Origin of the sequence: Bacteroides graminisolvens (assembly GCF_963666085.1) — a bacterium.
GTDB lineage: Bacteria > Bacteroidota > Bacteroidia > Bacteroidales > Bacteroidaceae > Bacteroides > Bacteroides graminisolvens.
Genome location: NZ_OY762556.1, coordinates 2,771,273 through 2,794,466, shown reverse-complemented (window position 1 = coordinate 2,794,466; position 23,194 = coordinate 2,771,273). Strand labels below are relative to the sequence as shown.

At 43.4% G+C, this 23,194-nt stretch carries 15 protein-coding genes and 4 tRNA genes; 13 read left to right on the top strand and 6 right to left on the bottom strand.

What is annotated here, in order from left to right; genetic code table 11:
- The first annotated feature begins 29 nt into the window (after window positions 1-29).
- The 4 genes from ACKPCE_RS11885 (at window position 30) to ACKPCE_RS11870 (ending at window position 427) form a co-directional block, all read left to right on the top strand.
- Window positions 30-102, top strand: a tRNA-Gly gene (locus ACKPCE_RS11885).
- A gap of 23 nt (window positions 103-125) precedes the next feature.
- Window positions 126-208, top strand: a tRNA-Leu gene (locus ACKPCE_RS11880).
- Between the two features lie 37 nt (window positions 209-245).
- Window positions 246-332 (top strand) — tRNA-Leu (locus tag ACKPCE_RS11875).
- A gap of 22 nt (window positions 333-354) precedes the next feature.
- Window positions 355-427 (top strand) — tRNA-Gly (locus ACKPCE_RS11870).
- Between the two features lie 168 nt (window positions 428-595).
- Here ACKPCE_RS11870 and lacZ read toward each other — a convergent pair.
- On the bottom strand, window positions 596-3,691 hold the full coding sequence (gene lacZ / locus ACKPCE_RS11865) for a beta-galactosidase, LacZ type (RefSeq protein ID WP_319505345.1): 3,096 nt from the start codon (window positions 3,689-3,691) through the stop codon (window positions 596-598).
- 79 nt (window positions 3,692-3,770) lie between these two features.
- Window positions 3,771-4,481, bottom strand: a complete 711-nt coding sequence (locus ACKPCE_RS11860; protein ID WP_319505344.1) for a precorrin-2 C(20)-methyltransferase — start codon at window positions 4,479-4,481, stop codon at window positions 3,771-3,773.
- Window positions 4,482-4,596: 115 nt separating this feature from the next.
- On the opposite strand from ACKPCE_RS11860, the gene ACKPCE_RS11855 reads away from it, so the two are divergent.
- The 4 genes from ACKPCE_RS11855 to ACKPCE_RS11840 all read left to right on the top strand — a co-directional run bounded on the left by ACKPCE_RS11855 (window position 4,597) and on the right by ACKPCE_RS11840 (window position 9,177).
- Window positions 4,597-5,757, top strand: a complete 1,161-nt coding sequence (locus ACKPCE_RS11855; RefSeq protein WP_319505343.1) for an ABC transporter substrate-binding protein — start codon at window positions 4,597-4,599, stop codon at window positions 5,755-5,757.
- Between the two features lie 7 nt (window positions 5,758-5,764).
- A complete protein-coding gene (locus ACKPCE_RS11850; RefSeq protein WP_277638304.1) occupies window positions 5,765-6,802 on the top strand; it encodes an iron chelate uptake ABC transporter family permease subunit in 1,038 nt (345 codons plus the stop codon).
- Between the two features lie 7 nt (window positions 6,803-6,809).
- Complete coding sequence (locus tag ACKPCE_RS11845; protein ID WP_027318285.1) at window positions 6,810-7,829, top strand: ABC transporter ATP-binding protein; 1,020 nt, start codon at window positions 6,810-6,812, stop codon at window positions 7,827-7,829.
- A gap of 148 nt (window positions 7,830-7,977) precedes the next feature.
- A complete protein-coding gene (locus ACKPCE_RS11840) occupies window positions 7,978-9,177 on the top strand; it encodes a clostripain-related cysteine peptidase (RefSeq protein ID WP_319505342.1) in 1,200 nt (399 codons plus the stop codon).
- Here ACKPCE_RS11840 and ACKPCE_RS11835 read toward each other — a convergent pair.
- Window positions 9,174-9,857 carry an RNA polymerase sigma factor gene (locus ACKPCE_RS11835; protein ID WP_319505341.1) on the bottom strand — a complete coding sequence of 228 codons (684 nt, stop codon included), beginning with the start codon at window positions 9,855-9,857 and terminating at the stop codon, window positions 9,174-9,176. The two genes, ACKPCE_RS11840 and ACKPCE_RS11835, sit on opposite strands and share 4 nt — an antisense overlap.
- Window positions 9,858-10,041: 184 nt before the next feature.
- Here ACKPCE_RS11835 and ACKPCE_RS11830 point away from each other — a divergent pair, with 184 nt between their 5' ends.
- From ACKPCE_RS11830 to ACKPCE_RS11810, 5 genes are all read left to right on the top strand, one after another.
- The gene (locus tag ACKPCE_RS11830) at window positions 10,042-11,172 is read left to right on the top strand and encodes a FecR family protein (protein ID WP_319505340.1); all 1,131 of its coding nucleotides are present in this window, start codon (window positions 10,042-10,044) and stop codon (window positions 11,170-11,172) included.
- Between the two features lie 37 nt (window positions 11,173-11,209).
- A complete protein-coding gene (locus ACKPCE_RS11825) occupies window positions 11,210-14,386 on the top strand; it encodes a TonB-dependent receptor (protein WP_319505339.1) in 3,177 nt (1,058 codons plus the stop codon).
- A gap of 160 nt (window positions 14,387-14,546) precedes the next feature.
- Entirely contained in the window at window positions 14,547-15,902 is a 1,356-nt protein-coding gene (locus tag ACKPCE_RS11820; protein WP_319505338.1) for a beta-helix domain-containing protein, read from the top strand.
- A gap of 95 nt (window positions 15,903-15,997) precedes the next feature.
- Complete coding sequence (locus ACKPCE_RS11815) at window positions 15,998-16,756, top strand: hypothetical protein (RefSeq protein WP_319505337.1); 759 nt, start codon at window positions 15,998-16,000, stop codon at window positions 16,754-16,756.
- 422 nt (window positions 16,757-17,178) lie between these two features.
- Window positions 17,179-17,616, top strand: a complete 438-nt coding sequence (locus ACKPCE_RS11810) for a hypothetical protein (protein ID WP_319505336.1) — start codon at window positions 17,179-17,181, stop codon at window positions 17,614-17,616.
- 741 nt (window positions 17,617-18,357) lie between these two features.
- Here the strand turns inward: ACKPCE_RS11810 and cbiD are convergent.
- The 3 genes from cbiD to cbiE are packed head-to-tail and all read right to left on the bottom strand — an operon-like array spanning window position 18,358 to window position 23,194.
- Complete coding sequence (gene cbiD / locus ACKPCE_RS11805) at window positions 18,358-20,166, bottom strand: cobalt-precorrin-5B (C(1))-methyltransferase CbiD (RefSeq protein ID WP_319505335.1); 1,809 nt, start codon at window positions 20,164-20,166, stop codon at window positions 18,358-18,360.
- Window positions 20,163-22,004, bottom strand: a complete 1,842-nt coding sequence (gene cobM, locus ACKPCE_RS11800; protein WP_319505334.1) for a precorrin-4 C(11)-methyltransferase — start codon at window positions 22,002-22,004, stop codon at window positions 20,163-20,165. Before cobM ends, cbiD begins: the two co-directional genes overlap by 4 nt.
- Entirely contained in the window at window positions 22,001-23,194 is a 1,194-nt protein-coding gene (gene cbiE, locus ACKPCE_RS11795; RefSeq protein WP_319505333.1) for a precorrin-6y C5,15-methyltransferase (decarboxylating) subunit CbiE, read from the bottom strand. Before cbiE ends, cobM begins: the two co-directional genes overlap by 4 nt.

Sequence of the window (23,194 nt, the reverse complement as noted above, 5' to 3'; positions counted from 1 at the left end):
AGAAAATATCTACCTTTGCAACCGCAATCGCGAAAGTAGCTCAGTTGGTAGAGCATAACCTTGCCAAGGTTAGGGTCGCGGGTTCGAGTCCCGTCTTTCGCTCAACGAAAACAGTTTCTACTAATGCCCAGGTGGCGGAATGGTAGACGCGCTAGTTTCAGGTACTAGTGTTAGCAATGACGTGCAAGTTCGAGTCTTGTTCTGGGCACATAAGTAAGAAACTGCAAGCGATCTTATAATATGTTGGAGAGATGGCGGAATTGGTAGACGCGCTACTTTGAGGGGGTAGTGACAGTTATGTCGTGTGAGTTCGAGTCTCATTCTCTTCACCATTCTATTTGATGTTGATTATTTGCGAAAGTAGCTCAGTTGGTAGAGCATAACCTTGCCAAGGTTAGGGTCGCGGGTTCGAGTCCCGTCTTTCGCTCAATTTTTATAATTATCCTAAATCATAACTGAGTCTTGTTTCATGCAAATGAAACGAGACTTTTTTGTATGGTAACCATTGCATTTATTATAAAATTAAAAGCGGCTGTTCGTAAAGGAACAACCGCTTTTAAAACTTAAGATACAATCGTATCTATTACAAAAAGCACTATTTCACCGGAGTAATTAGGAAATTAAATTCATAATCACCGTAAGGCAAACGATACTTCTCAAGAGGTAATGCTCCCCAGCTATTTACGCAACCTAATCCCATTTGCATCTTATCAATACATAAATTGGTGTAGCCGGCTTTGTCAACATCAGCAGGGTGACGCTGATCTTTATCAACTCCGTCATCAAGCGAAGCAATGCTGTAGTTAAGAGCAGAAGCCGAGAAAGCTGCATCGGATGTGAATTGCAAGCCGAAGCCTCCTTTGGTTACTTGTTTCCACCAACGGATATCTGTTTTCGTTCCTGTTTCCTGCGGACGAATATAAGAGTAGAACTGCTCATCTACATTTTGTTTGTATTTACCGATGAATGCAGCATTATTTCTATCCACGTAGTTCTCTACCGGACCGCGTCCGTAATAAATGCTCTGTACATAAGAATCGGGCATTTGTACTTGCATACCAAAGCGGAACATATCGGCCACCTTAGCATTTTTATCAGCTGTAAGCTTCTGGGTTACTTTGATAGCACCCTGATTATTAACCAGATAGGTTAATGATAGCTTACCGGAAACAGCAGGAATGTCATACTGTGCTACAATTTGTACCATTCCATCGACAGTGGCATGCTGCAACGAAACCAATTTAAGTTCGGGGTTATTCCAAACACGGTATCTGTTTTGCAGGTTGGCACCCATATCATTATCGGTAGGAGCACGCCAGAAGTTGGGTGTCAATGCACCTTGTTCTTGAATCAATTCCTTGCCACCCGATACGTATTTACAAAGATATCCGGTGAAACGGTTGAAATTGAGCGTAAAGTCTTGTCCGTTGACAATCAGGTAGTTAAAATCATTATCCTTCACCTGAGGAGCCACAACGGCTTGATTCGTTTCCTCCTGATTGCTTATGGCAACAACAGATGCTTTCCACGGAGTAAGTACCAGCTGATTACGAGCTACGGCATATCCGGCAGGCAATAACGTTTCAGCTGCTTTCAGTTTAAAGGCTACATTAAGCAGCAACTCTTTCTCTGTGGCGGGTAATGCAGCCCGCAAAGGAAGTTTCACCTTAACCGTTTGTTGAGGTGCTACTTGGAGGTTTTGTTCAACACCTGATTGCAACACTTCTCCGTCGGCCAGGATTTGCCATTCCATGTAATAGCCAGATAAATCACGGAAGAAATTCTCGTTATAAACACTAACCTCAAGCTCTTTATCGGCTTGTTTCACATCACTGACCCAGATAGACTGATAGATATGACCTACCTCATACATGTGGGGATTGGGTACACGGTCGGGACTAACCAAACCGTTGTCACAGAAGTTATTGTCGGATGCATCGTAAGCATTGAAATCTCCTCCGTAGGCATATATTTCTTTGCCTTCTTTGTTCTTCCAACGGATTGACTGGTCTACAAAGTCCCAAATGAAACCTCCCTGATAAGAAGGATACTTGCGGGTAAGATCCCAATATTCCTTAAAGCCTCCCATGGAATTACCCATGGCATGAGCGTATTCACATTGAATAAGAGGTTTGGTTGGATTACCGCTTACATACCTCTCACTTCCGTGATAATCCAGATACATAGGGCAGTAAACATCCGTAAATTCATTTCCGTGAGCCTGTTCGTACTGAACGGGACGACTCTTGTCTTCATTCTTAATCCAACGGTAACAAGCTTCGAAATTAGGTCCGAATCCGGCTTCATTACCCAATGACCAGAAGATGATGGACGGATGGTTAAACCCACGTTGCACATTGCGTTGATTGCGTTCCATGTGTGGTTTAGCATAAGCAGGATTCTTGGCCAATGTTGTTTCTTTGTAACCCATACCGTGTGATTCCACATTGGCTTCAGCAACTACATAAAGTCCATACTCATCGCACAAATCATACCACAGGTTATTGTCGGGATAATGACAGGTACGTACGGCATTAATATTGAATTGCTTCATCAAAAGAATGTCCTGAATCATCCGTTCGCGAGAGATGTGATAACCATGATCGGGATCCATTTCATGACGGTTGGCACCTTTGAAAAGCACCGGCTGACCGTTGACTAATATCTGTGCATTCTTCATTTCTATTTTACGGAAGCCCACCTTTACGGGAATCACTTCCGACGTTTTACCGCCGTCTTTCAACGTAGCAGTCAGCGTATAAAGATTCGGTGTTTCGGCAGTCCACTTGGCAGGGTTAGCCACTTGCAACGTAGCAGTTACTTTGCCACTACCTTTAACCATTTGTTGAGCCACCTGCTTGTTATGTGCATCGGTCAAACTCAACTCTACGGTATTACCGCCATTAAGCTGAAGAGCAACGTGCAACGTTCCATCCTTGTACTGAGCATCTAGATCGGGCGTAACACGAATATCTTCTATGCGTTGTTTGTTACGGGCATACAGATAACAATCACGAGCTACACCGCTAAAGCGGAAGAAGTCCTGATCTTCCAGATAAGACCCGTCACACCAACGAAACACCTGAAAAGCAATCAGGTTTTTACCCGGTTTCAGATACTTGGTCAGGTTAAACTCCGCTTCGAGTTTACTGTCCTCACTATAGCCCACATACTTGCCGTTTACCCACAAATACATGTTAGACGTTACCGAACCGAAATGAGCAAACACCTCTTTCCCTTTCCAATCGGCAGGCAATACAATTTCTTTTCGATAAGAACCCACGTGATTGTTTTCCGTAGGTACCTGAGGCGGGTTGTGCCTGAATTGGTTACGCCAGGCATAGCCTACATTCACATAGATAGGATCACCATAGCCATTAATTTCCCACAACGCAGGTACCTGAATATGATCCCAACTCTTATCATTGAAATCAGTACGGAAGAACGTTGTTGGCCGTTGTTCGGCATGACGAACCCAGTTAAACTTCCACAAGCCATTAAGCGACATGTAGTTAGATGATTTTTCCTTCACTCCCTGAGCGGCTTTTGCAGGAGATTCGTAAGCAAAATAGTTAGCATGCATCGGTGCACGGTTCACCGCATTGACCTCCGGATTAAGCCATTCGTTGGTCTGTGCCGATACTCCCAAGCAAAGCGAAGCAATGCAACAGGTTAACAATTGTTTTTTCATGATTTGTTTAAATTGATTTTATAATTGTTTGTTAACAAGATACGTTGAAAAACAGATAAACGCCTAATAAATAGTGTAGTTACATTGTTTTTTTAATAATCATTAGCGAGAAATAAGGAAATTCCTTCTCAATAAGCTCTTTTGTAGCCCTGATATACACCTCACGCGGGGTACCTACGTTCTCAAAATAATGAAAGGTATGATCATTATACTGTGCCATGCATTGTTTCACCGCTTCCCTGCACTGAGAAAGCTTCATGATGACTACTACCAGTCCGGCATCCAGCCAATCACTTAGTTCCTGAGCCGTGGTATTACCGGGGATCACCATCAGGCGCTCTTCCTGACTAACAATATGAAGTCCGGCCAGCGCCCCCGAAGCAATAAAAGCAGGGATTCCTGCCACTTGTTGCACAGCAATGCCCTGCGCCAGCAATTGCTCAAACACATAATGTACCGACGAATAAAAGCCGGCATCCCCCTCGGCCACAATGGCAATAAGTTTACCGGCAGCATACGAAGCGGCAGCTTCAGTCGAAAGCTTTTCATAAGCCTCCATAGCGGCCGCACGATCTTTGCTCATGGGTACAATAAAATACTGAATATGTTGTTCGTCTACGTCAAGCGCACGAAGAATGTCGGCCGAGCGGGAGAGTTGTTTACCCGAAGAAGTAAGCGTGGCAGGGCAATAGATTACATCGGCCCGGCGAAGCGTATTCAAGCCTTTTAGCGTGATTAATTCGGGATCGCCCGGACCCAGCGATACAAAAGATACCTCGTGTAGGTTCATGGTTCGTTTTATTTAGCGTTTTCAAAATACAAAAGTGCTTAAAATATCTCTGCCGAACAAGAATAATTAAGTATCTTTGTTCCTCACTTAAGATTAATTGTAGATTAAACAACACATGAATTATAAAATAGCAAGTGTATGCTGTCTGTTATGGGCATTATGCGGCACAGGATGCAAACAAAAGACTACTTCCTCCTCTCACTCAACCAGCGGAACGGAAATCACCTCAGCAGATGCGGAGACACAGGTCACTACTCATTATGCCAAAGGGTTTACTGTAAAATACCTGAGCGATAATTGCCGACTGGTAGATGTTCAGGACCCACAAAAGCATGGAGGTAAAACGTTTCATTTTGCTTTGATTGACAAAAATACAGAAACCAAGAACATACCTTCGGGATATACAGTGATTCATGTACCGGTTGACCGGGTTATCTGTATGACTTCTCTTCAGCTTTCTAACTTCATTAAATTGGGAGCGGTTAACAAAGTGACCGGTATTACCAGTTCACGTCACCTATTCAATAAGGAAATGAAAGAGCGTTTGAAGAGCGGTGCAGCACAAAAAATAGGCATTGAAGGCAACTTTGACAATGAACTCATTATGGGTATCAACCCCGATGTCATATTCATATCTCCCTTTAAGAGAGGCGGTTACGATGCCATGCATGAAGTAGGAATTCCACTCATTCCGCACCTGGGTTACAAAGAAACGTCACCGTTGGGGCAAGCAGAGTGGGTGAAGTTTATCGGTCTGTTTACCGGACAAGAAGCCAAAGCCAACAAGCTTTTCTCGGCTACTGAAAAACGATACAACGAACTGAAACAATTAGCGGCGAATGTAGAAAAACGTCCGGTAGTGTTCAGCGGTGAGTTGCGCGGTGGTAATTGGTATGCCGTGGGTGGAAAGAGTTTTCTGGCACAGTTGTTTCGTGACGCCGGAGCCGATTACTTCTTAAGGAATGATTCTACATCGGGTGGGGTAACGCTCGACTTTGAAACGGTGTATAACCAGGCAGAAGACGTTGACTACTGGCGCATTGTTAATAGCTTCAAAGGTAATTTCAGTTATGAAACCCTGAAAGAAGAAGATGCCCGTTATGCTGATTTCAAAGCATTCAAAGAACATAAGGTGGTGTACTGCAACATGTCTAAAACGCCCTTCTACGAAAGCATGCCGGTGGAACCCGAAGTGGTACTTGCCGATTTTATACACGTGTTTCATCCTGATTTATTGCCCAATCACAAACCCGGTTATTACGAACTGTTAAAGTAGCAGCACCATGAAGAGACACACCTCCCTGCTGATGGCAATGATCGCAGCATCTATCTTTCTGTTCTTCCTGCTGAACCTATTAATTGGTTCGGTGGATATTCCGTTGTCATCTGTAGTGAATATCTTGTTGGGCGGTGAGGAGCAATCGGTGGTATGGCAAAACATTGTCCTGAAGTCTCGTGTACCACAGGCGTTAACAGCCTTGGTGGCAGGAGCCGGACTATCCATCAGCGGCTTGCAGATGCAAACTGTTTTTCGCAATCCGTTGGCAGGTCCCTCGGTGTTGGGTATCAGTTCGGGAGCCAGTCTGGGCGTTGCTTTTGCCGTACTTATTTCGGGGAGCATAGGAGGCGTGGCGTTAAGCAACATGGGCTATTTCGGCGAAATGGCATTGACTATTTCGGCTACCATTGGGGCTTTTGCGGTTATGGCCATCATCGTATACGTATCACAAAAAGTAAGAGGAAACGTTACGTTGCTCATTATCGGTGTTATGATTGGCTACGTGGCCAATGCCATTATCGGCGTTTTGAAATATTTTAGTGTGGAGGAAGATATACGGGCCTATGTTATCTGGGGACTGGGCAGTTTCTCGCGCGTATCGGGTGATCAAATGGTGTTGTTTGTATGCCTCATGCTAGTGCTGATGCCTTTGTCTTTTCTGCTCATTAAAACAATGAACCTCTTGCTGTTGGGCGATAGCTATGCCCGTAACCTGGGACTTCACATCAAGCGGGCGCGACTGTTGGTCATTGTTTGCTCGGGTGTGCTGGTAGCCATCGTAACGGCCTACTGTGGCCCTATCATGTTTCTGGGACTAGCCGTTCCTCATCTGTGCAGGGCTATTTTCCATACGTCAGATCACCGTGTACTGATGCCCGGCGTATTGCTGACCGGTGCTTCATTGGCACTGATATGCAACCTTATTTCGCGCATGCCCGGCTTCGAAGGAGCTATGCCCGTTAACTCGGTTACCGCACTGGTAGGAGCACCTATTGTGGCCTCCGTACTATTCAAGAAAAGAAAAAACGAACTGAATGAATAAAACTGATATGAAAAGCGAAACGATACGAATTGATTCCCTTTCCATCGGATATCGTGGAAAAAGCAGTGTAAAAGTGGTAGCCGCGAACTACAACGCTACCATTAACAGTGGGGAACTAACCTGTCTGTTGGGTGCCAACGGAGTGGGTAAGTCGACCTTGCTGCGTACATTATCGGCTTTTCAACCTAAGATTTCAGGACACATATTCATTCAGGGGAAAGATATTTCGGACTACACAGACAGTGATTTGTCCACCGTAATCAGCGTGGTGTTGACGGAAAAATGCGATGTGCGCAACATGACGGTTACCGAACTGGTGGGACTGGGAAGAAGTCCGTATACCAATTTCTGGGGTACACTGACCAAAGACGACCGCCGCATAGTGGAACACTCCATCGAACTGGTTCGCGCCGGAGAACTAAAAGACCGCATGGTACACACCCTGAGTGATGGTGAACGGCAGAAGGTGATGATTGCCAAGGCTTTAGCACAAGAAACGCCTGTCATTTTCCTCGATGAACCCACTGCTTTTCTTGATTTCCCCAGCAAAGTAGAAATCATGCAACTGTTGCACCGTTTGAGCAGAGAAACCGGAAAGACCATCTTCCTTTCCACACACGACCTGGAGCTGGCTTTACAGATAGCCGACAAGATTTGGATGATGGACAAAACCAACGGATTAACCATCGGAACCCCCGAAGACCTGTCGTTAAACGGCAGTCTGAGCGGATTCTTTGCCCGCAAAGGGATTACTTTTGATCGGGAAACGGGTTTGTTCCGAGTAGAGAATGTGCATACTTCGGAGTTGCGACTGGTAGGACACGGACAAAAGTACGCCATGGCTCGTAAAGCTTTGCAACGCAACGGAATACTGGCAGGTCGTTCGGTGGAATCGGAGTTTTTTATTGAAACCGGAGATTTGAAAGACACGAAATACGTGGTGCATCCTATTGATAATGAACCATTTACAGTCCATTCCATCGAAGAATTGTTGAACTACGTATTACAACAAAAGCCCAACCATTAGTATCACCCGATAACAATATATGTTGTGAGTCTAACAATATAGGTAATGGGGTGTAACATATATTGTTATTTCAAACGTTTGTCTTCAAATTGTAACATCCTTCCCTTACATTTGCTGCATAAATAAAAATCCCATTGTGGGTTAGCGTATGAAAAACGTTTTTTCCTTGTGCAGTGTGCTCTTCTGTCATCTCTTTCTTTTTACTGCCTGCTCCACTGATGATAACGATTCGCCGGTGGTGCCTGTGTCATACAGCTTATTAATATATATGGCGGCAGACAACTCCATGAATTCTGAGGTAGACTATACCTTGCAGGAACTCAAAGAAGGCATGAAACGCAGTGGTGGCAATACGGTAGTCTACCTGGATAGATCCGACGCAGCACCTCGTCTTTTTCAGATTACCGCCGATGGCGAGGAAGTTGCTTTAAAAGACTACGAAGAAGAAAACTCTGCCAGTGCCGAAACATTGGCACGAGTCATAGCCGAAACTAAAACACTGGTACCATCGGAAACTTTCGGATTAGTTTACTGGTCGCACTCCATGGGATGGGTGCCCTCAGGATATTCGAAAGACACGCGCGCAACTGTTTCCAATGAAGCCTCTTTTCCCCGCACCCGATACCTGGGTATGGACGAGCATCAAGCCCTTAACACACAAGGACTCACACTGATGGAGATAGATGAAATGGCAGCTGCACTGCCTGATAACGTAGCCCAATTCATGTTGTTTGATGCTTGTATGATGGGTAGCGTTGAAGCCCTCTATCAGCTTCGAAACAAGTGCCGCTACTTCATTGCTTCTCCTGCCGAAATACTAATGGAAGCAGATTATGATGCTTCCGGCATGCCTTATTCTGAATTACTCCCCCAGTTATTCGGAGGAAAAGAAGAATTAGCCTTGGCTTGCGAAAAATACTACAACCATTATAACAACATGAGCGCCAAGATTCTGCGTTCAGCCACCATTACACTCATTGATGCACAACAGTTAGACGGGCTCTATTCAACGGTCAACAGCATACTCGATAATCGGTTAGCCGCCATGCAAAGTTTAAATACTGATGGAGTGCAGGTTTACCACAGAGGCAGCTTGCCTAAGATTTTTTTTGATTTAGATGCAATTATGAAACTAACAAGCACCACCGCCCAATACAACACATTTAAAACACAACTGGCGCAAACTGTTCTCTACAAAGCAACAACCGAAAAATTTGCCAGTGATTTATCGCTGACAGCATGTAGCGGTTTAAGCGTTTATGTACCCCTCAGTAAATGGTCAGGAACCACAGAGTACACATACTATTTCAGTAAATTAGAGTGGAGTCATGTTTACGGGCTCAATTAACGAATACCCATAGCAGTTAAAAAATCATTGGCCATGCCAGATATCGACAAATAAAAAAGATTCAGGCGAATGAGCAGTAGCAAAACGATGGCCGACGATTGATTCGTTTTTTTATCATTAAGATAATCTTCCGTCAAACGTTTTTTTAAATAAGTAAGTGTTTTCTTATATCTTTCGCGCACCACCTTTTCGCAAATGCCCAATGACTCAGCTGTTTCCTTGGTAGAATAGTGCTGGTGCCAACGTAGATGGTAAATATCCTGATGTAACTGAGGCAAAGTAGTAAGCACCTTATTTAGTATTTTATGAATCTCATCTTCCTGTAAGTCTTCGAAAACATGCGTATAAGATAGATCTGAACTTAATTCAGACATAATATCCCCATCCGCAGTAGTCTCCTCTTTTCTTTCCATAGCCCTGAGATAGTCAGTAATGCGGAACGAAAGAATTTTAAGGAAACTTTGTTTGGCAGTGCCCATTTCATTCACATTAAAAACACTAGGGGTATTCCATAAATTGGCCCAAAAGATCTGCATAATATCCTCCGATGTTTGGCTGCTTCGCGTACGCTTGTACGTCCACGTCATGAACAAACGATTATAACGAGCGTATAGTATATTAAACGCATCATAATCCTGTTCTGCTATTCTTGCCAGTAATTCACCATCCGAAGTACCCATAAGACATTGATTTTCATTTCCACAAAACTACAATGTTTATTTCATATTCATTGTTACAAAGATGTTAAGTTCTTTACTTGGAAAAATGTAACCGAATCTTAATTGCTTTTCATTCCCATTCCGGTCTTCTCATATCGTATATCTATATAGACGATAACAAAGAAACATTTTAAAATTTATAGATATGATAAACCGTAAAATTGAAAAACGGACCAGAGAAATGATGAAAGGAAGCACTCCTGAATGGCGAGTAAGACGATTTTTGTTCGTACACACCTTATTACGTCGTTATGTCAGAGGAGAAGCTACCGACCGCGAAAGAGAAGTTATAGAAAGTTGGCGCGCAGAAGAAGGTAACTCCTTTAACGGCGAACAATTTCAAGAACTACCCTTTTCAGTTCTTACTCAAGTAAACGAACGGATTTACAGAAAAGTAGCCATCAGTCAGGAGTTTCCTCAAAGCGACTGGAAACTTGTAGCACAACAACCGGAAGTAAAGTTAGCTGAATATGAAGCAATGATTAACACTGCTCATACTCAACATACACCTAAGCCACAAAAATCAAAACTAGCAACTTCTTTATACGTTGGTGTGGCTGCCATGATTGCTATTATGTTTTGCTTCGTTTTATTTCAGTATTACACACCAAATGAAGTGCTACAATCAAATCATAATATAATTAGTGAACAGTTGCCCGATAACACCCACATACAAATGAATCGTGATAGCCGCCTGACACTTAGTCGTGATTTCAACCACCATTCTCGTAAAGTTGAAATGACGGGAGAGATCTTTTTTGAAGTAGCTAAAAACACACAAAAACCATTTATTATAGCACATAGTGTACTACAAACTCAGGTAAAAGGAACCTCTTTTACTATTTGTGATTATCCGGAGTTAGATGTCAGCACTATAACCGTACGCACGGGAGTTGTGTCGGTTAGTACAGAAGGTAAGCAAATAGCCATGCTCACAGCAAACAAACAACTTCTATACAACAAAATAACCGGTAAATATACCGTTCGGGATAGGAGCTGGCAATCTTCTGCCGGGTGGATTGACGGAAAAATAGTATGGGTTGATGCTAACGAAAAAGAGATAGCTATGCGCATCAAACAAGCATTCAACAAAGAACTGGTGATTGAAAAACAGGCATTAGGCACCAACGTGTGCTTCAATTCAGAGTTCGCTTCCAATGCAACACTGAACCAAGTGATGGAACGGTTGATGCTGGTATATGGCACACAATACAAGATAGAGGGAGAACAAGTCATTGTGTTCCGTAAATTACAAGAAGAAATAGAAATAAAATAAAATTATTCATATCAAAATTAATAAACTCATAAACGTGATGAAAAGTAGTATTAAACAAACTAATCTGCATTTTGCCGTGTTACTTTCGGCCCTGTTATTATGGAGTCCGTTAGGTACCTATGCACAACTTATTAAACGAAAGTTTCCACAAGAAAAGCTCTCTGCACGCATCAAACAATTGGCAGAAATTACCGACAAAACAATTACATTTGATGCCACCCAAGTAGGTAATGTTGTTGTACCTGCGTTAATTGCCAACAATCATAATTTAGAGCAATTACTAACCAGCAGCCTCAATACAACAGGTTACACGTTTAAATACGACAATAATTCTTACATCATTTACAAATCAGATGACGACAACAAGAAAAAAACAAAGTCGACCGATACGGGTACCCTCTCAGGGTTTATCCTCGACCAGAAAGGCGAACCACTGGTAGGTGCCACGGTACGAATACCCAACACACAGCTAGGCACAGTGACCAATATTGAAGGAAAATATACGCTGAAAACAGTTCCTGTTGGCACGGTAACGGTAGAAGCCAGTTATCTTTCTTTCGAAACACAAAAGATTACGCAAGTAAAGATTAACCCGGCACGCACCACGGAGCTAGACCTTGTGATGAAGGAAGCCAGCGAAGAGTTGGGTGAAGTAGTGGTAACAGCTGAATATAACGATGCCTCTGCCAAAGGGCTCTATGCCAAGCAAAAAACCATGACTGCCATGAGCGACGGTGTAAGCGCCGACCTGATAAAGAAAACCAGCGATAACAATGTGGCGCAAGTGCTCAAAAGAGTCAGTGGGGTTACTATTGATAATGGCAAATATGTAACCATTCGCGGTATGGGCGAAAGATACAACAACGTGCAACTCAACGGTGCTACGCTCCCTTCTACAGAACCTAACCGTCGCAACTTCGCTTTTGATGTCATACCTTCTAACCTGATAGATAATGTAACGATCTCCAAGACCTTTACCCCTGATCTTCCGGGAGAGTTTACCGGTGGTTTAGTAGAGGTGCAAACGCTTTCAGTGCCTCAAAAAAGCTTCTTTACTGTTACTCTGGGTACAGGTATGAACACGCAAAGCACGGGAAAAGATTTCTTGAGTGCCAAACGTTACGGCTCCGACTGGTTGTTTGGCGAAAAAGACAAACGCCAATGGTATGTGGGGAAGGGTGAAGATATAAGAGAGCAGAACATCCAGAATGCGTCTCAAATGAACAGTTATGGTTTTAAGAAATACAGCGCTTCTCCCATGCAAAATTATAGCCTGACTTGGGGACTTCCGCTTGATTTGGGCAACAACCAAAAGTTGGGCTTTGTGACGGCTGTCACTTACCGTAACGAGCAAACCACGGACGAAATAAAGGAGGCGCACATGATAACGCGCGATAGCATCTACAAAACTTCTCATCGCTATAAGTTTGTTACCTCCACCGGTGCGGTGGCTAATATAGGGTGGGAGATGCCTAATCATCGCATCACATGGCGCAATCTGTACAACAATCGCTTTACGCATACCAATATGGAACGATATATCAATATCTATTATAATACGTATGAAAATACGTCAAAAGCTTACGAACAATATAGCGTGCCTTTAATCTCCAATTTGATACAAACCCAGTTGGACGGTGAACATTATCTGTTCAATAAGAAGCTAATCTTTACTTGGAACGGCTCTTATAACAAGGTGAAGCGAACCAATCCGGACGATCGCTACGCGAAAGGAGCTGTGTTAAGTGAAAATGCCGATGGAGAATCTTTTGTTGATTGGGGATGGTCCACTCAGTTTGGTGGAGTCAATTTGAATGACAGCCATATCATGTATAGTGAGTTGAAAGAGACTAAGAAAACAGTTGGTGGTAATCTGGAATACCCATTTGTGGTAGCAGGTAATCCTCAACGACTCAAGGCCGGCTATATGGGTACGTTCCGTTCTTCGGATTTTGAACAACAATATCTCAAAGCTGACGGCGTTGTTGATAGATCGACTCCTCTTTATGGCTCTCCCATACAAGATTATTTTGCTTCCGAAAGCTTTTCAAGTGGAGTTTTGAAATATGTACAGGGTGGGAAAGGTGACGGCATCGATTTTTATGACGGCAAGCAAACCATCCATGCCGCTTATCTGATGGGTGAATTTTCTTTCTTTCGCAAATTACACTTTACAACCGGGTTTCGCATGGAAGATGCTAAAACAGAAGTGCATACCAAGTATCATAGCTATGAGGATGATGGAAGCGGTTTCAAGTATAGAGATAGCCTCATTACTGTAGAGAAAAAGGATTGGCTTCCGGCAGCAACAGTTGTATATAATATAACGAATGAAGTAAATGTCCGTCTGGCTTACAGCCGTACCCTTGCCCGGGCAGACTTCAGGGAGATGACCCCTACTGAATACTACAATGTAGATGATCGCATGACAGTAGTTGGGCTAGGAGCTATAAAGCAGTCACAGACAGATAATTTTGACTTACGTCTTGAATGGTATCCGCGTGCCGGTGAGATAATCTCTGTCAGCGGATTTTATAAGAAATTTAAAGATCCGGTCGAGATGGTTTCGTATATGTTAAGTGATGGAAACTCTTATCATCAGTTTGCATTTAACTTGGATGATGCTACGGTCAAAGGGATTGAATTTAATATTCGTAAATCACTCGGCTTTATTGGAGTCAGCACATTTTTAAAAGACATTTATGTAAGTGGGAATGCTACCTTAATAAAAGGAAACGTAACCTATAATTATGACAAATTGGTTGCAGCAACGGGAGTTACGCAGAAAATATACACGGAAGATCGTAATCGTCCTTTGCAAGGGCTGGCACCTTACACGGTTAATTTGGGGCTTGCCTATGACGGAAAACAAATAGGGGCAGCATTGAATTATGGACGAACGGGACGAAGATTGGTCTTTGCCGGAGAAGCGGACAAGTATGACCAATACGAAAATCCGCGTGATGTGCTTGATTTACAATTATCCACCCGTCTCCTGAAAGATAAGCTTGAACTGAAATTTAATGCTAGTGACCTACTAAACCAAGACATTATTATATATCGAAATTGTGGTTATGAAATGAGTGGTGATGCCTCGGATGATGGATATTTAAATCGAACTAATTTAGGTATGGATTATAATACCGGCGATTGGGTGATGAGCCGAATCAAGCGGGGAGTTAATCTTTCTTTCTCAATCGGTTACAAATTTTAATAGCATGAAAAAATGTATATATTTTCTATATAGTGAAATGTACTCATGGGAAGCAAACATTAGACGTAATGCACGCTTTTCGTTCTCTGTCAAGAAGTAGATACAATTTAAGTTTAAATGTTTATTTGAGTTTTATTTTTTATTTAAACAAAAAGATTTTATGAAAAAATTTCTCTTGAAGCAAAGTTTGGTACTTTTATCAGTACTATTTGCCAGCGTAACAATGATTTCTTGTTCCAATGATTCTGAGTTAAGTAGTGTAGACACGCGTGCTACTCAGTCAATTACTGTTTCCGGCGTTATTACGGGTACTAATAATTGGAGTGGAACCGTCTATTTGGATGGTAAAGTGTTTTTAGTTAACGGAACCCTGAACATTGCTGCAGGAACAACAATTATCGGTAAAGCAAAGAGCACTGCTGAACTAGCTTCTGCTTTGATTATTACTAAAACCGGTACAATTAATGCAGATGGTACCAATGGTACTATTATCTTCAAAGGTGAAACTGATACCAAAGGGGCATGGGGCGGACTTGTACTTCTTGGTACGGGAGCTATTAACCAGAGTACAGCAAAAACCATCGAAGGTATTACCTCTGTTCAGGCTGCAGGTAATGACATTACTTATGGTACTCCAGCTCAGGGAATGACTGAGGCTCAAATTAATGCACTTAATAACGTAAGTTCCGGTACATTAAAATATGTACGTGTGGAAAATGCAGGAGCCTCTATCGCAGATGCAAATGAATTGAATGCCTTTACTTTTGGTGGCGTAGGCTCATTGACAACTGTTGAACATTGCCAAGCATACCACGGAGCAGATGACGCTTTCGAATTCTTCGGTGGTGCAGTTAATTGTAAGTATCTTATTGCAACTGCTTGTGATGATGATGCGTTTGATTTTGACTTTGGTTACAGAGGCAAAATTCAATTTGCTGTAGCAACTATTGATCCTTCATTGACTTACTCTTCAGATCCCAATGGTATTGAGTGCGATAATGAAAATCCATACAATGCTACTCACACTCCTTATACGCATCCTGTATTGAGTAACCTTACTATTGTAGGTACTTCTACAGGTAAAACTAGTGCTGGTGTTGCTTTGAAATCTGCTGCTAACTTCCGTAGAGGAACTCTATTCACTCTGAGAAATAGTGTTTTGTACGGTTTCCCTAAAGGAATTTATTTTACTGATGAGCCACAAGTACAATTAGATAATAGTGTGCTTACCTATAATGTAATATCTTCTGAACCATCTGGAAATGAAATTGTAAGTAGCTCAAATAGTGGCACATTTACTAATGTGAATAATTCATTGGTTGCAAGTAGCGCTAATGGTTTATTTGACGCTTGGGGTGGATATCAGAGTACTTTTGCTTTAGCAGCGTTTAGTGCTCCTGCCCTTACTGGAGCAGATTTTACAGGTTTAGATGCTAACTTTTTCACTTCAACAACCTATAAAGGAGCTTTCTCTAGCACTGAAGATACTTGGGCAAGTGCTACTTGGGTAAGATAAATATTGTATGATAATTTTTTAAGTAATAAAAGAACAGTAACGTTTGCGGATTATTTCCGCAAACGACTCTGCTCTTTTATTTAAAATTAGACTAAATGAAGAATGTAAAATCACTTATTCTGTATTTTTTTATATTAATATTGTCTGGTTGTGATACAGAAGGAGAATATACTGATGCCGGATATGTTTCCTTTACGGTAAAAATAGAGTGGCAGGCAGATGCTAACATTGACTATAAAATGACGTTTGATAATGACACAATCAAACAAAATACAGGAATTATTGTGCCTCGAGAACAAACATCCGGGGTACTGAGAGTTTATAGGAATGATGAGACAACACCGGAATTAGAAAAGGAGGTCACAATTGAGAATGGAGTAATTTCTTTAATCCAATTGCCAGGATCAACTATTTCTTTGTCACCCACGGTGGAGGATGAAGATCCATCTGAATCGAGCCGAATTAAAGTGCGTTTTTTCTATAATGGTATTGAGGGAATAGGGAATTCAGCGAAAGTAGATATATTTACATCTACAGACTTTAGAACATGGGATTCAGTTGGTTCTATTACTCTAGAAGAAGGAAAACTTAGTTCTTATGTGGAGTTGAATTTAAATCACTTTTTTCCAGCGAGTACTAGAACAGCCTATTTTTGTTGTGATATTACAGATTTGGCTACAGGAGTAATGCTTGCTCAACACACAAGTAGAGCAGGTTTAATTACTTTTCAAACGGGAAGTTCTTCTTTTGATTCAGTGACAGGCTTTAAGGCTATAAATAAATTTGCGACTTGTCAAATGGCTGCCCCTACTACATATAGGTTTAATTATGTTTTTGGTACTGCTTGGGAATAATTGAAGTGAGTTATTAAGCTTTCACTTTAAGTAAGATTGATTAGGTGTATTTAATTCCTAAATAACTGAGAGTCTGTTTTCTCTATACCTTAGGAAAATGTCTCCTGTTAATAGGAAAATTCTAAGATGATTCGTTTTACAAATATATTATTCGCTAATATTTTTTTGATGTGTTTTCTTTTTCACTACCTAGTTTTTAGGTAAATGTGCCCTCCGTGGTTTAAGCGTAAGCTACGGAGAGGCTCTATTTAGAAAATATATTAGCAAGTATTATCCGATACATGACGATAGATACTCATGTGAATTCAGACAACTGGTGAGGGTGGTGCATTGTGAAGTACGCTGCCTTCTTTTTCAATTTTAGAAGTGCCGATAAGCTTAAGAAAGGAATAATTTTCATATCAATAGAGAGTATTTAAATTATGATTAAATATCTATCTGTATTATTGATTCTTGTTTTTGCTAGTTGTAGTAGTAGCAATGACGAAAATTCGCCTGTTCCGGCAGTTAAGGAGAACAGTGTATTTCGATTTATCAAGAAGCACAATGCGACGAATGAGAACAGTTATGAAATGGCGGAATTTTGTTTACGGGTTTATTATCCTAATGAAAATTATACCAGATTCATGAATGATTTTTCTTATCAAAAAGATGTATTGGATACTCTTGATTTTGTGGTACCTCTGCTTTATGCCGGCTGTATTTATGAATATCGCATTTATCTAAGTAATCGTTCGTGGGATGCTGAGAAGATACATAAAGACTATCTATTTCAGGAAACTAAAATAGTATCGGCATGTGATTCTATTAAATTCGTCTTTCCAGACGATACTATCTATTCAATAAAAACAGCTGAATAGCAATTATAATATAGATACTCATGTGAATTCAGACAACTGGTGAGGGTGGTGTATTGTGAAATACGCTACTTTCTTTTTACAAATTCACCCCTTGAGATCATGAATCAGGCAAATCTTGTCAAGAGCAGTTTTATATATTATTAACGGGTAAACCGGGAAGCAACAAGGAACAGCAAGACTTTGGTAAAACATAACCAACTTTTTGAAAAACATAACCGACTTTTTCAAAAAGATAACGAGCAATTTTAAATCATAAACCGTCTTTTGGGTCATGAGCAACCGTCTCTTCGCCGTAAGACGGTTTCTCAGGAGCCTTTTGCTACCGTGCAAACCGGCGCGAGATACCGTATTAATGCAATAATAAACCGTTAAGGCATAAAAAAAGGCAAGAGTATGAGCTCCTGCCTTTGCGCCTATAATAATTTGAATATACTATAAGATTATAAGTACAAAGATAATACATTATACTGTCAATTCCAAATCATTGTGGTTATTTTATCAGGTTATTATTGGGGCACAAACCGCGGTGTTTCGAATGTAACAAAAACGGCCAATACGCAAAATAAATACATAAAGGAACTAACGAAAAGCCCTATATAAAAACAATAAACAGATATATGTCTATAAGGAATCATCGCCAAAAAAGTTGGTGATACTTGGTGATACTTCTTTTTATACTTTTTATGAGGAACAAAACAACCCGTGTAGCCGGAATTACATATGCGCTAAGTTAATTCCGCATCAATAAACATCCCCTTCTTCCGTAAGCAACAAAATAGTCAGTTCGCCCTGAGGAAGCAGCACATCGGCGTGCAGGTGACATGCCTGTAACAGCGAAGTAAAGAACCGTTTATGATCGTCGGCATGAAACAGACTCCACAGCTCACGTGCTAACGTGATGGAATCAATGGCAGCCACAGCATCCGCTGAGCATCCTGCCTGTTGTGCCATGTCTTGCAAAAACAACTTGTTCATGGTACTGTGCTTGCTATGCGTATCAAGCGAACCTTCGGCCAGCTTCACCGCCTTGCCAATCATAATACCCATGGTTACCCGGGGCAAGCCCACCTCGTGAGCCACACGAATCGTTTCACCAATGAAGTTACCGTAATGCACAAAAGCTTGTGAGGGCAGGTGAGGGTAGAGCTTGCGCACGTACTTCTCACTCTTGGCACCCGAATTGATGACCAAACGTTCCACCTTCAACGCCTGAACCATTTCAACCTGCTTGCGAATGGAGTTAACGAATGCTTCTGAAGAAAAGGGCTTCACAATGCCCGACGTACCAATGATGGAGATGCCTCCCTCAATGCCCAAACGAGGATTGAATGTTTTCTTTGCCAACTCTTCTCCTTGCGGAACGGCAATGGTTACAGTAATGGTTCCCGTCGTAATACCTTGTTGACGAAGGTGATAGCGAAGATTTTCTTCTATCATCCGGCGGGGAGTTTGGTTGATAGCCGCACCGCCCACTTCAAGTCCCAATCCGGGCAGGGTAACGCGTCCCACGCCCTGACCACCCTGAATGTCGATTTCGAGTTGACCGGCTGAAGGACGGTATTCCACGGTCGACCAAATCTCTGTTCCACTGGTTATATCGGGGTCATCGCCTGCATCTTTCACAACACAGCCCATAGCCGAATAATCACTAAGTAGACGAGCTTCAGCTTGAATGGAGATGCTTTCTCCGTCGGGTAAAAAGATGGATACATGCGCAACAGCTTCCCCCAGCCACTTTTTTAATGCAGCTAAAGATGCTGCCGTGGCACAACTGCCTGTGGTGTAACCCGTACGAAGCGGATAGAACCCCGGCAAGAGCTGCTCTACAGTCCTACGCAGACCGTGCGGACCGTCTACTAACCGAAAGTCGGGCGACAATTCAGGCCTTTTCACCACAAAAACCTTCACACCCGCTTGGCGGGCTGCTTCTATTTTTTCATTAAATCCACCGCTTGCACCACTCTCTTTGGTTATGATTGCCTGCGGATGCAGCTGATTCAACACTTCACTCTCGTCACCACCGGGTTGGTAGAAAAGAACTCTTTCGGCCGGAAAACCTTGTTTCACAGCTAGTTGCAGCGACTCTTCCCGGTCCAATACCCGAAACCAACAAAGATGCTTTTGCCAAAAAGGAGCCAATTTACCGATGGTTTGTACCCCGGTGAGCGCCAGCAAACGATCTACTCCAGCTGCCTCCATCTGCTGCATGGCATCCTGGTAATCATTGCACCACACCAAGTCATTGTCTTTCGGAGGATACTGCCTCTCGTAGCGGACTACCGGGATGTCCAGCTCGCCGGAAACATCCGCTACGGTGCAGTGAAGATTTTCAGCAAAAGGGTGGGCGGCATCTACCAGCAAACGAATGCCGTGCTCTTTGCAGAAAGCAAGCATAGAGGCTGCATCCAGCGCCCCCGTAATGCGTGTTCCGTGAGGAGAAGCCACTTGTTGCACTTCGCCCTTGGTAGAATAAAAGTATGGCTGTGCCGCCTCTTCAAGCACCTCAACCGCCTTTCTACCTTCCGTAGTACCGCCTAAAACCAGAATCATTTTGCATCTCCTTCCGTTCCTTTACGGAACAAATGAGTAAACTTGTGCGAGTATAATTTCGACAATCCTTCCCGGTTGTCAATGGCATCGCCCACCACAATCATAGTGGTCAGCGTCAGGTTGTTCTCCTTTACGATGGATGCCAGGTTTTGAAGTTCACCGCGGTAGATGCGCTCGTCTTTCCATGTGAGGTGATAACATGCCGCCACAGGTGTAGTGGGCGGGTAGTGTTGTAACAGCTCCGCTTGCACCTGATCAACCACTCCGGCACTCAGGAAGATACACATCGTACTCTGAGAACGAGCCAGCAGATGCAGTTTCTCTTTATCGGGCATGGGCGTACGTCCCTCACCACGGGTCAGAATGATGGTTTGTACCTTCTCGGGAATGGTGAATTGCGACTGTAAAGCTGCCGCTGCCGCCTGAAACGATGAAATGCCCGGAGTAATGTGATAACGCATGCCGTACTGATCGAAAAAGGCCATCTGTTCTTGTATGGCACCGTAAATACAAGGATCTCCCGTATGCAGACGCACCACCAATTGCCCCCTGTCGTAAAACTCCTTCATTAGAGCAAACTGTTCTTCGAGCGCAAGGGAAGCCGAACTACGCACGGTGGCTCCCTTCTTGGCACAGTAAGTCAGCTCCCGAGGTACCAAACTACCGGCATAAAGTATCAAATCGGCCTCTTCAAGAAAGTGACGCCCCTTGACGGAAATAAGATCCGGATCACCCGGTCCGGCACCCACAATTTCAATATGTCCGCCGCGACAAGCACTGCTATCCATAGCCACTGCAAAAGTAAAATGGCTGTTCTCTGTGAGTACTCCCTTCTGCTTTTCCAGACAAAGAGCACCACCGCCCGATGCCAGAATGGCCGATGCTTCGGCTACACTGGATGTGCCCGTTACCGTATCAACCTTTTCCGATGGGTGCGGTACGGCTACTTCATTCAACTCTTCACCCGAGTAGATGTGCAGCTCGTTCACCCCGAAACTTTGTTGAAGATTGGCCAGCAAAGGCTCCTCTTTCTTCAGGTCAATGGTCGACAAGCTAACAACCGACAACGGAGAAAGTCCGCTTTTTACCAATTCCTCTTTTATATACTCACTCACCCCCTGCGGATGAGCCTCCTTACGGCATCCCATACCCAAATGGAGCACCTTGGGGCGGAAGTACAATACCGGAACATCCACAGTGTAAATGCGTGGGGTAACAGCTATAATCAAACCAACATCCGCAACCGGAATGTCCTCGTAACGGTAGCATACATGTACATGAGGCGGCAAGGTACGCTCCAGATAAGAGGTACCTGCATCTCTCACCTCGAGTAGCAAAGCAGTAGGTTCACCGTTCACGAAAGCAGCAATAAGCTGGTTCATGCTTGCACCACACGGCTCAGCCACCCAATGGTATAAGGACGGCAGCAAATCTAACGCCCACAGTCCGCTATTATCACTCTGCGTGGTAATAACCGGTTCGGCGCCAAGCACAGATGCCACGTGACGCGTTAACTCATTGGCACCGCCCACGTGTCCCGAAAGGACGGAAACCACATACTTGCCGGTGCTGTCAACGTTGATCACTGCCGGATCCGTATGTTTGTGCCCCAGGCAGGGAGCAATGCTACGAACACAAATGCCCATGGCACCAATAAAAATAAATGTGCTGAACCCTGTGAAGCTTTGCTCCACAAAAGCAGCTATATGGTCAATTTGCGTACAACCTTCTACCGGAGCAGCAGTATAAACGGTACTCTGCTCCAACTCTTTTTGTAAGACAGACGCAACGGGTAAACCGGAAGGAGAAACCAATATAATGGCAGTTTTCTTTTTCATAATACGGCACTTAAAATTCGTATCGGGTTATTATCATCGAGTGCAACGAGGCACTCGTTTTGTAAGGTCAATGGGGTGGTTTCCACGGCTTCCAGAAACAAACGGTAACTGTTTTCGCTCACCGAGTTGAACACCACAATGCCTCCGGGCAGTAACACCCGGCTGATTTGTTCCATCACCTCTTTGAGCTTACCGCCGTGACCACCTATAAATACGGCATCGGGAGCGGGTAGGGAAGATAAGTCCTGTACAGTGAAATCACCTATCACACTCCGTATACCCGGAGCACCGAAACGACGGGAGTTAGCTTCCATCAACTGTTCGCCTTCGGGACGGATTTCAAAGGAGGTAACGAGCAGGTGAGGGAATTGCAATCGGGCCTCAATAGACACCGACCCGGTACAAAAGCCAACGTCCCAAAACGAACGACGGTTTTGCAATCCCAACACACTTAAATCCATCAGCCGCAGGGGAGCTTTGGTAATCATCTTGTCACGGTTGTGAAGCAACTCAAACTCACCATCGGGAATACCGAAATAACGGGGTCTGCTTTCACCTTGAGCCATCAGAATAAGGTTATTTGGGTGTTTGAACGACTCTTTGGAAGCTTCCTCCAAACTCAGTGCACGAATCCGTTGTTCTTCTTCGTTACCCAAACATTCGCCTACAAACAAAGTGTAATCGCTGTAGCCGTAATATAACATGCGCGCGGCAATAGTAGCAGGCGTATGCTCCCTGTCGGTCAGCACCCCCATCTTAACTGTGCGGCGAATCAGCGCATTGTCAAATTCTTGCCACGGACGCCCCGTAAGCGACACCACCTGCATGTCGTGGTAAGGCATAGTCAGTTCATGTGCCAACATCTGTAATGAGTTGAACGCAGGGTAAGTTACCACCCGTGCCTGCGGAAGCCTCTTCTGTATGGTGGTGGCAAAACCAAAAAACAACGGATCACCCGAAGCAAATACCACCACGTGAGAATGACCAGCATACTGCCGGAACACATCATCGAGCGGTGTGGTTATGTCTATCCACAAAGCACCCTGTGGTAAGTGATTCTCCATAATCTGTCTGTGACGCACCCCACCCGAGAACACCTCACCGTTACGGATGATGCGCTCTATGTGCGGAGGCAGAAACAGTTCCCTGCCGTCACTCAACCCAATGACTGTAAACAATTGCTGTTCCAT

What these genes read in the sequence shown, in the direction of transcription:
- ACKPCE_RS11820 (WP_319505338.1), top strand. Translation starts at nt 14,547, where the DNA reads ATGAAAAAATTTCTCTTGAAGCAAAGTTTGGTACTTTTATCAGTACTA.
- ACKPCE_RS11825 (WP_319505339.1), top strand. Translation starts at nt 11,210, where the DNA reads ATGAAAAGTAGTATTAAACAAACTAATCTGCATTTTGCCGTGTTACTT.
- ACKPCE_RS11830 (WP_319505340.1), top strand. Translation starts at nt 10,042, where the DNA reads ATGATAAACCGTAAAATTGAAAAACGGACCAGAGAAATGATGAAAGGA.
- cobM (WP_319505334.1), bottom strand. Translation starts at nt 22,004, where the DNA reads ATGAAAAAGAAAACTGCCATTATATTGGTTTCTCCTTCCGGTTTACCC.
- lacZ (WP_319505345.1), bottom strand. Translation starts at nt 3,691, where the DNA reads ATGAAAAAACAATTGTTAACCTGTTGCATTGCTTCGCTTTGCTTGGGA.
- ACKPCE_RS11815 (WP_319505337.1), top strand. Translation starts at nt 15,998, where the DNA reads ATGAAGAATGTAAAATCACTTATTCTGTATTTTTTTATATTAATATTG.
- ACKPCE_RS11810 (WP_319505336.1), top strand. Translation starts at nt 17,179, where the DNA reads ATGATTAAATATCTATCTGTATTATTGATTCTTGTTTTTGCTAGTTGT.
- ACKPCE_RS11845 (WP_027318285.1), top strand. Translation starts at nt 6,810, where the DNA reads ATGAAAAGCGAAACGATACGAATTGATTCCCTTTCCATCGGATATCGT.
- ACKPCE_RS11840 (WP_319505342.1), top strand. Translation starts at nt 7,978, where the DNA reads ATGAAAAACGTTTTTTCCTTGTGCAGTGTGCTCTTCTGTCATCTCTTT.
- ACKPCE_RS11850 (WP_277638304.1), top strand. Translation starts at nt 5,765, where the DNA reads ATGAAGAGACACACCTCCCTGCTGATGGCAATGATCGCAGCATCTATC.
- cbiD (WP_319505335.1), bottom strand. Translation starts at nt 20,166, where the DNA reads ATGATTCTGGTTTTAGGCGGTACTACGGAAGGTAGAAAGGCGGTTGAG.
- ACKPCE_RS11835 (WP_319505341.1), bottom strand. Translation starts at nt 9,857, where the DNA reads ATGGGTACTTCGGATGGTGAATTACTGGCAAGAATAGCAGAACAGGAT.
- ACKPCE_RS11855 (WP_319505343.1), top strand. Translation starts at nt 4,597, where the DNA reads ATGAATTATAAAATAGCAAGTGTATGCTGTCTGTTATGGGCATTATGC.
- ACKPCE_RS11860 (WP_319505344.1), bottom strand. Translation starts at nt 4,481, where the DNA reads ATGAACCTACACGAGGTATCTTTTGTATCGCTGGGTCCGGGCGATCCC.
- cbiE (WP_319505333.1), bottom strand. Translation starts at nt 23,194, where the DNA reads ATGGAACAGCAATTGTTTACAGTCATTGGGTTGAGTGACGGCAGGGAA.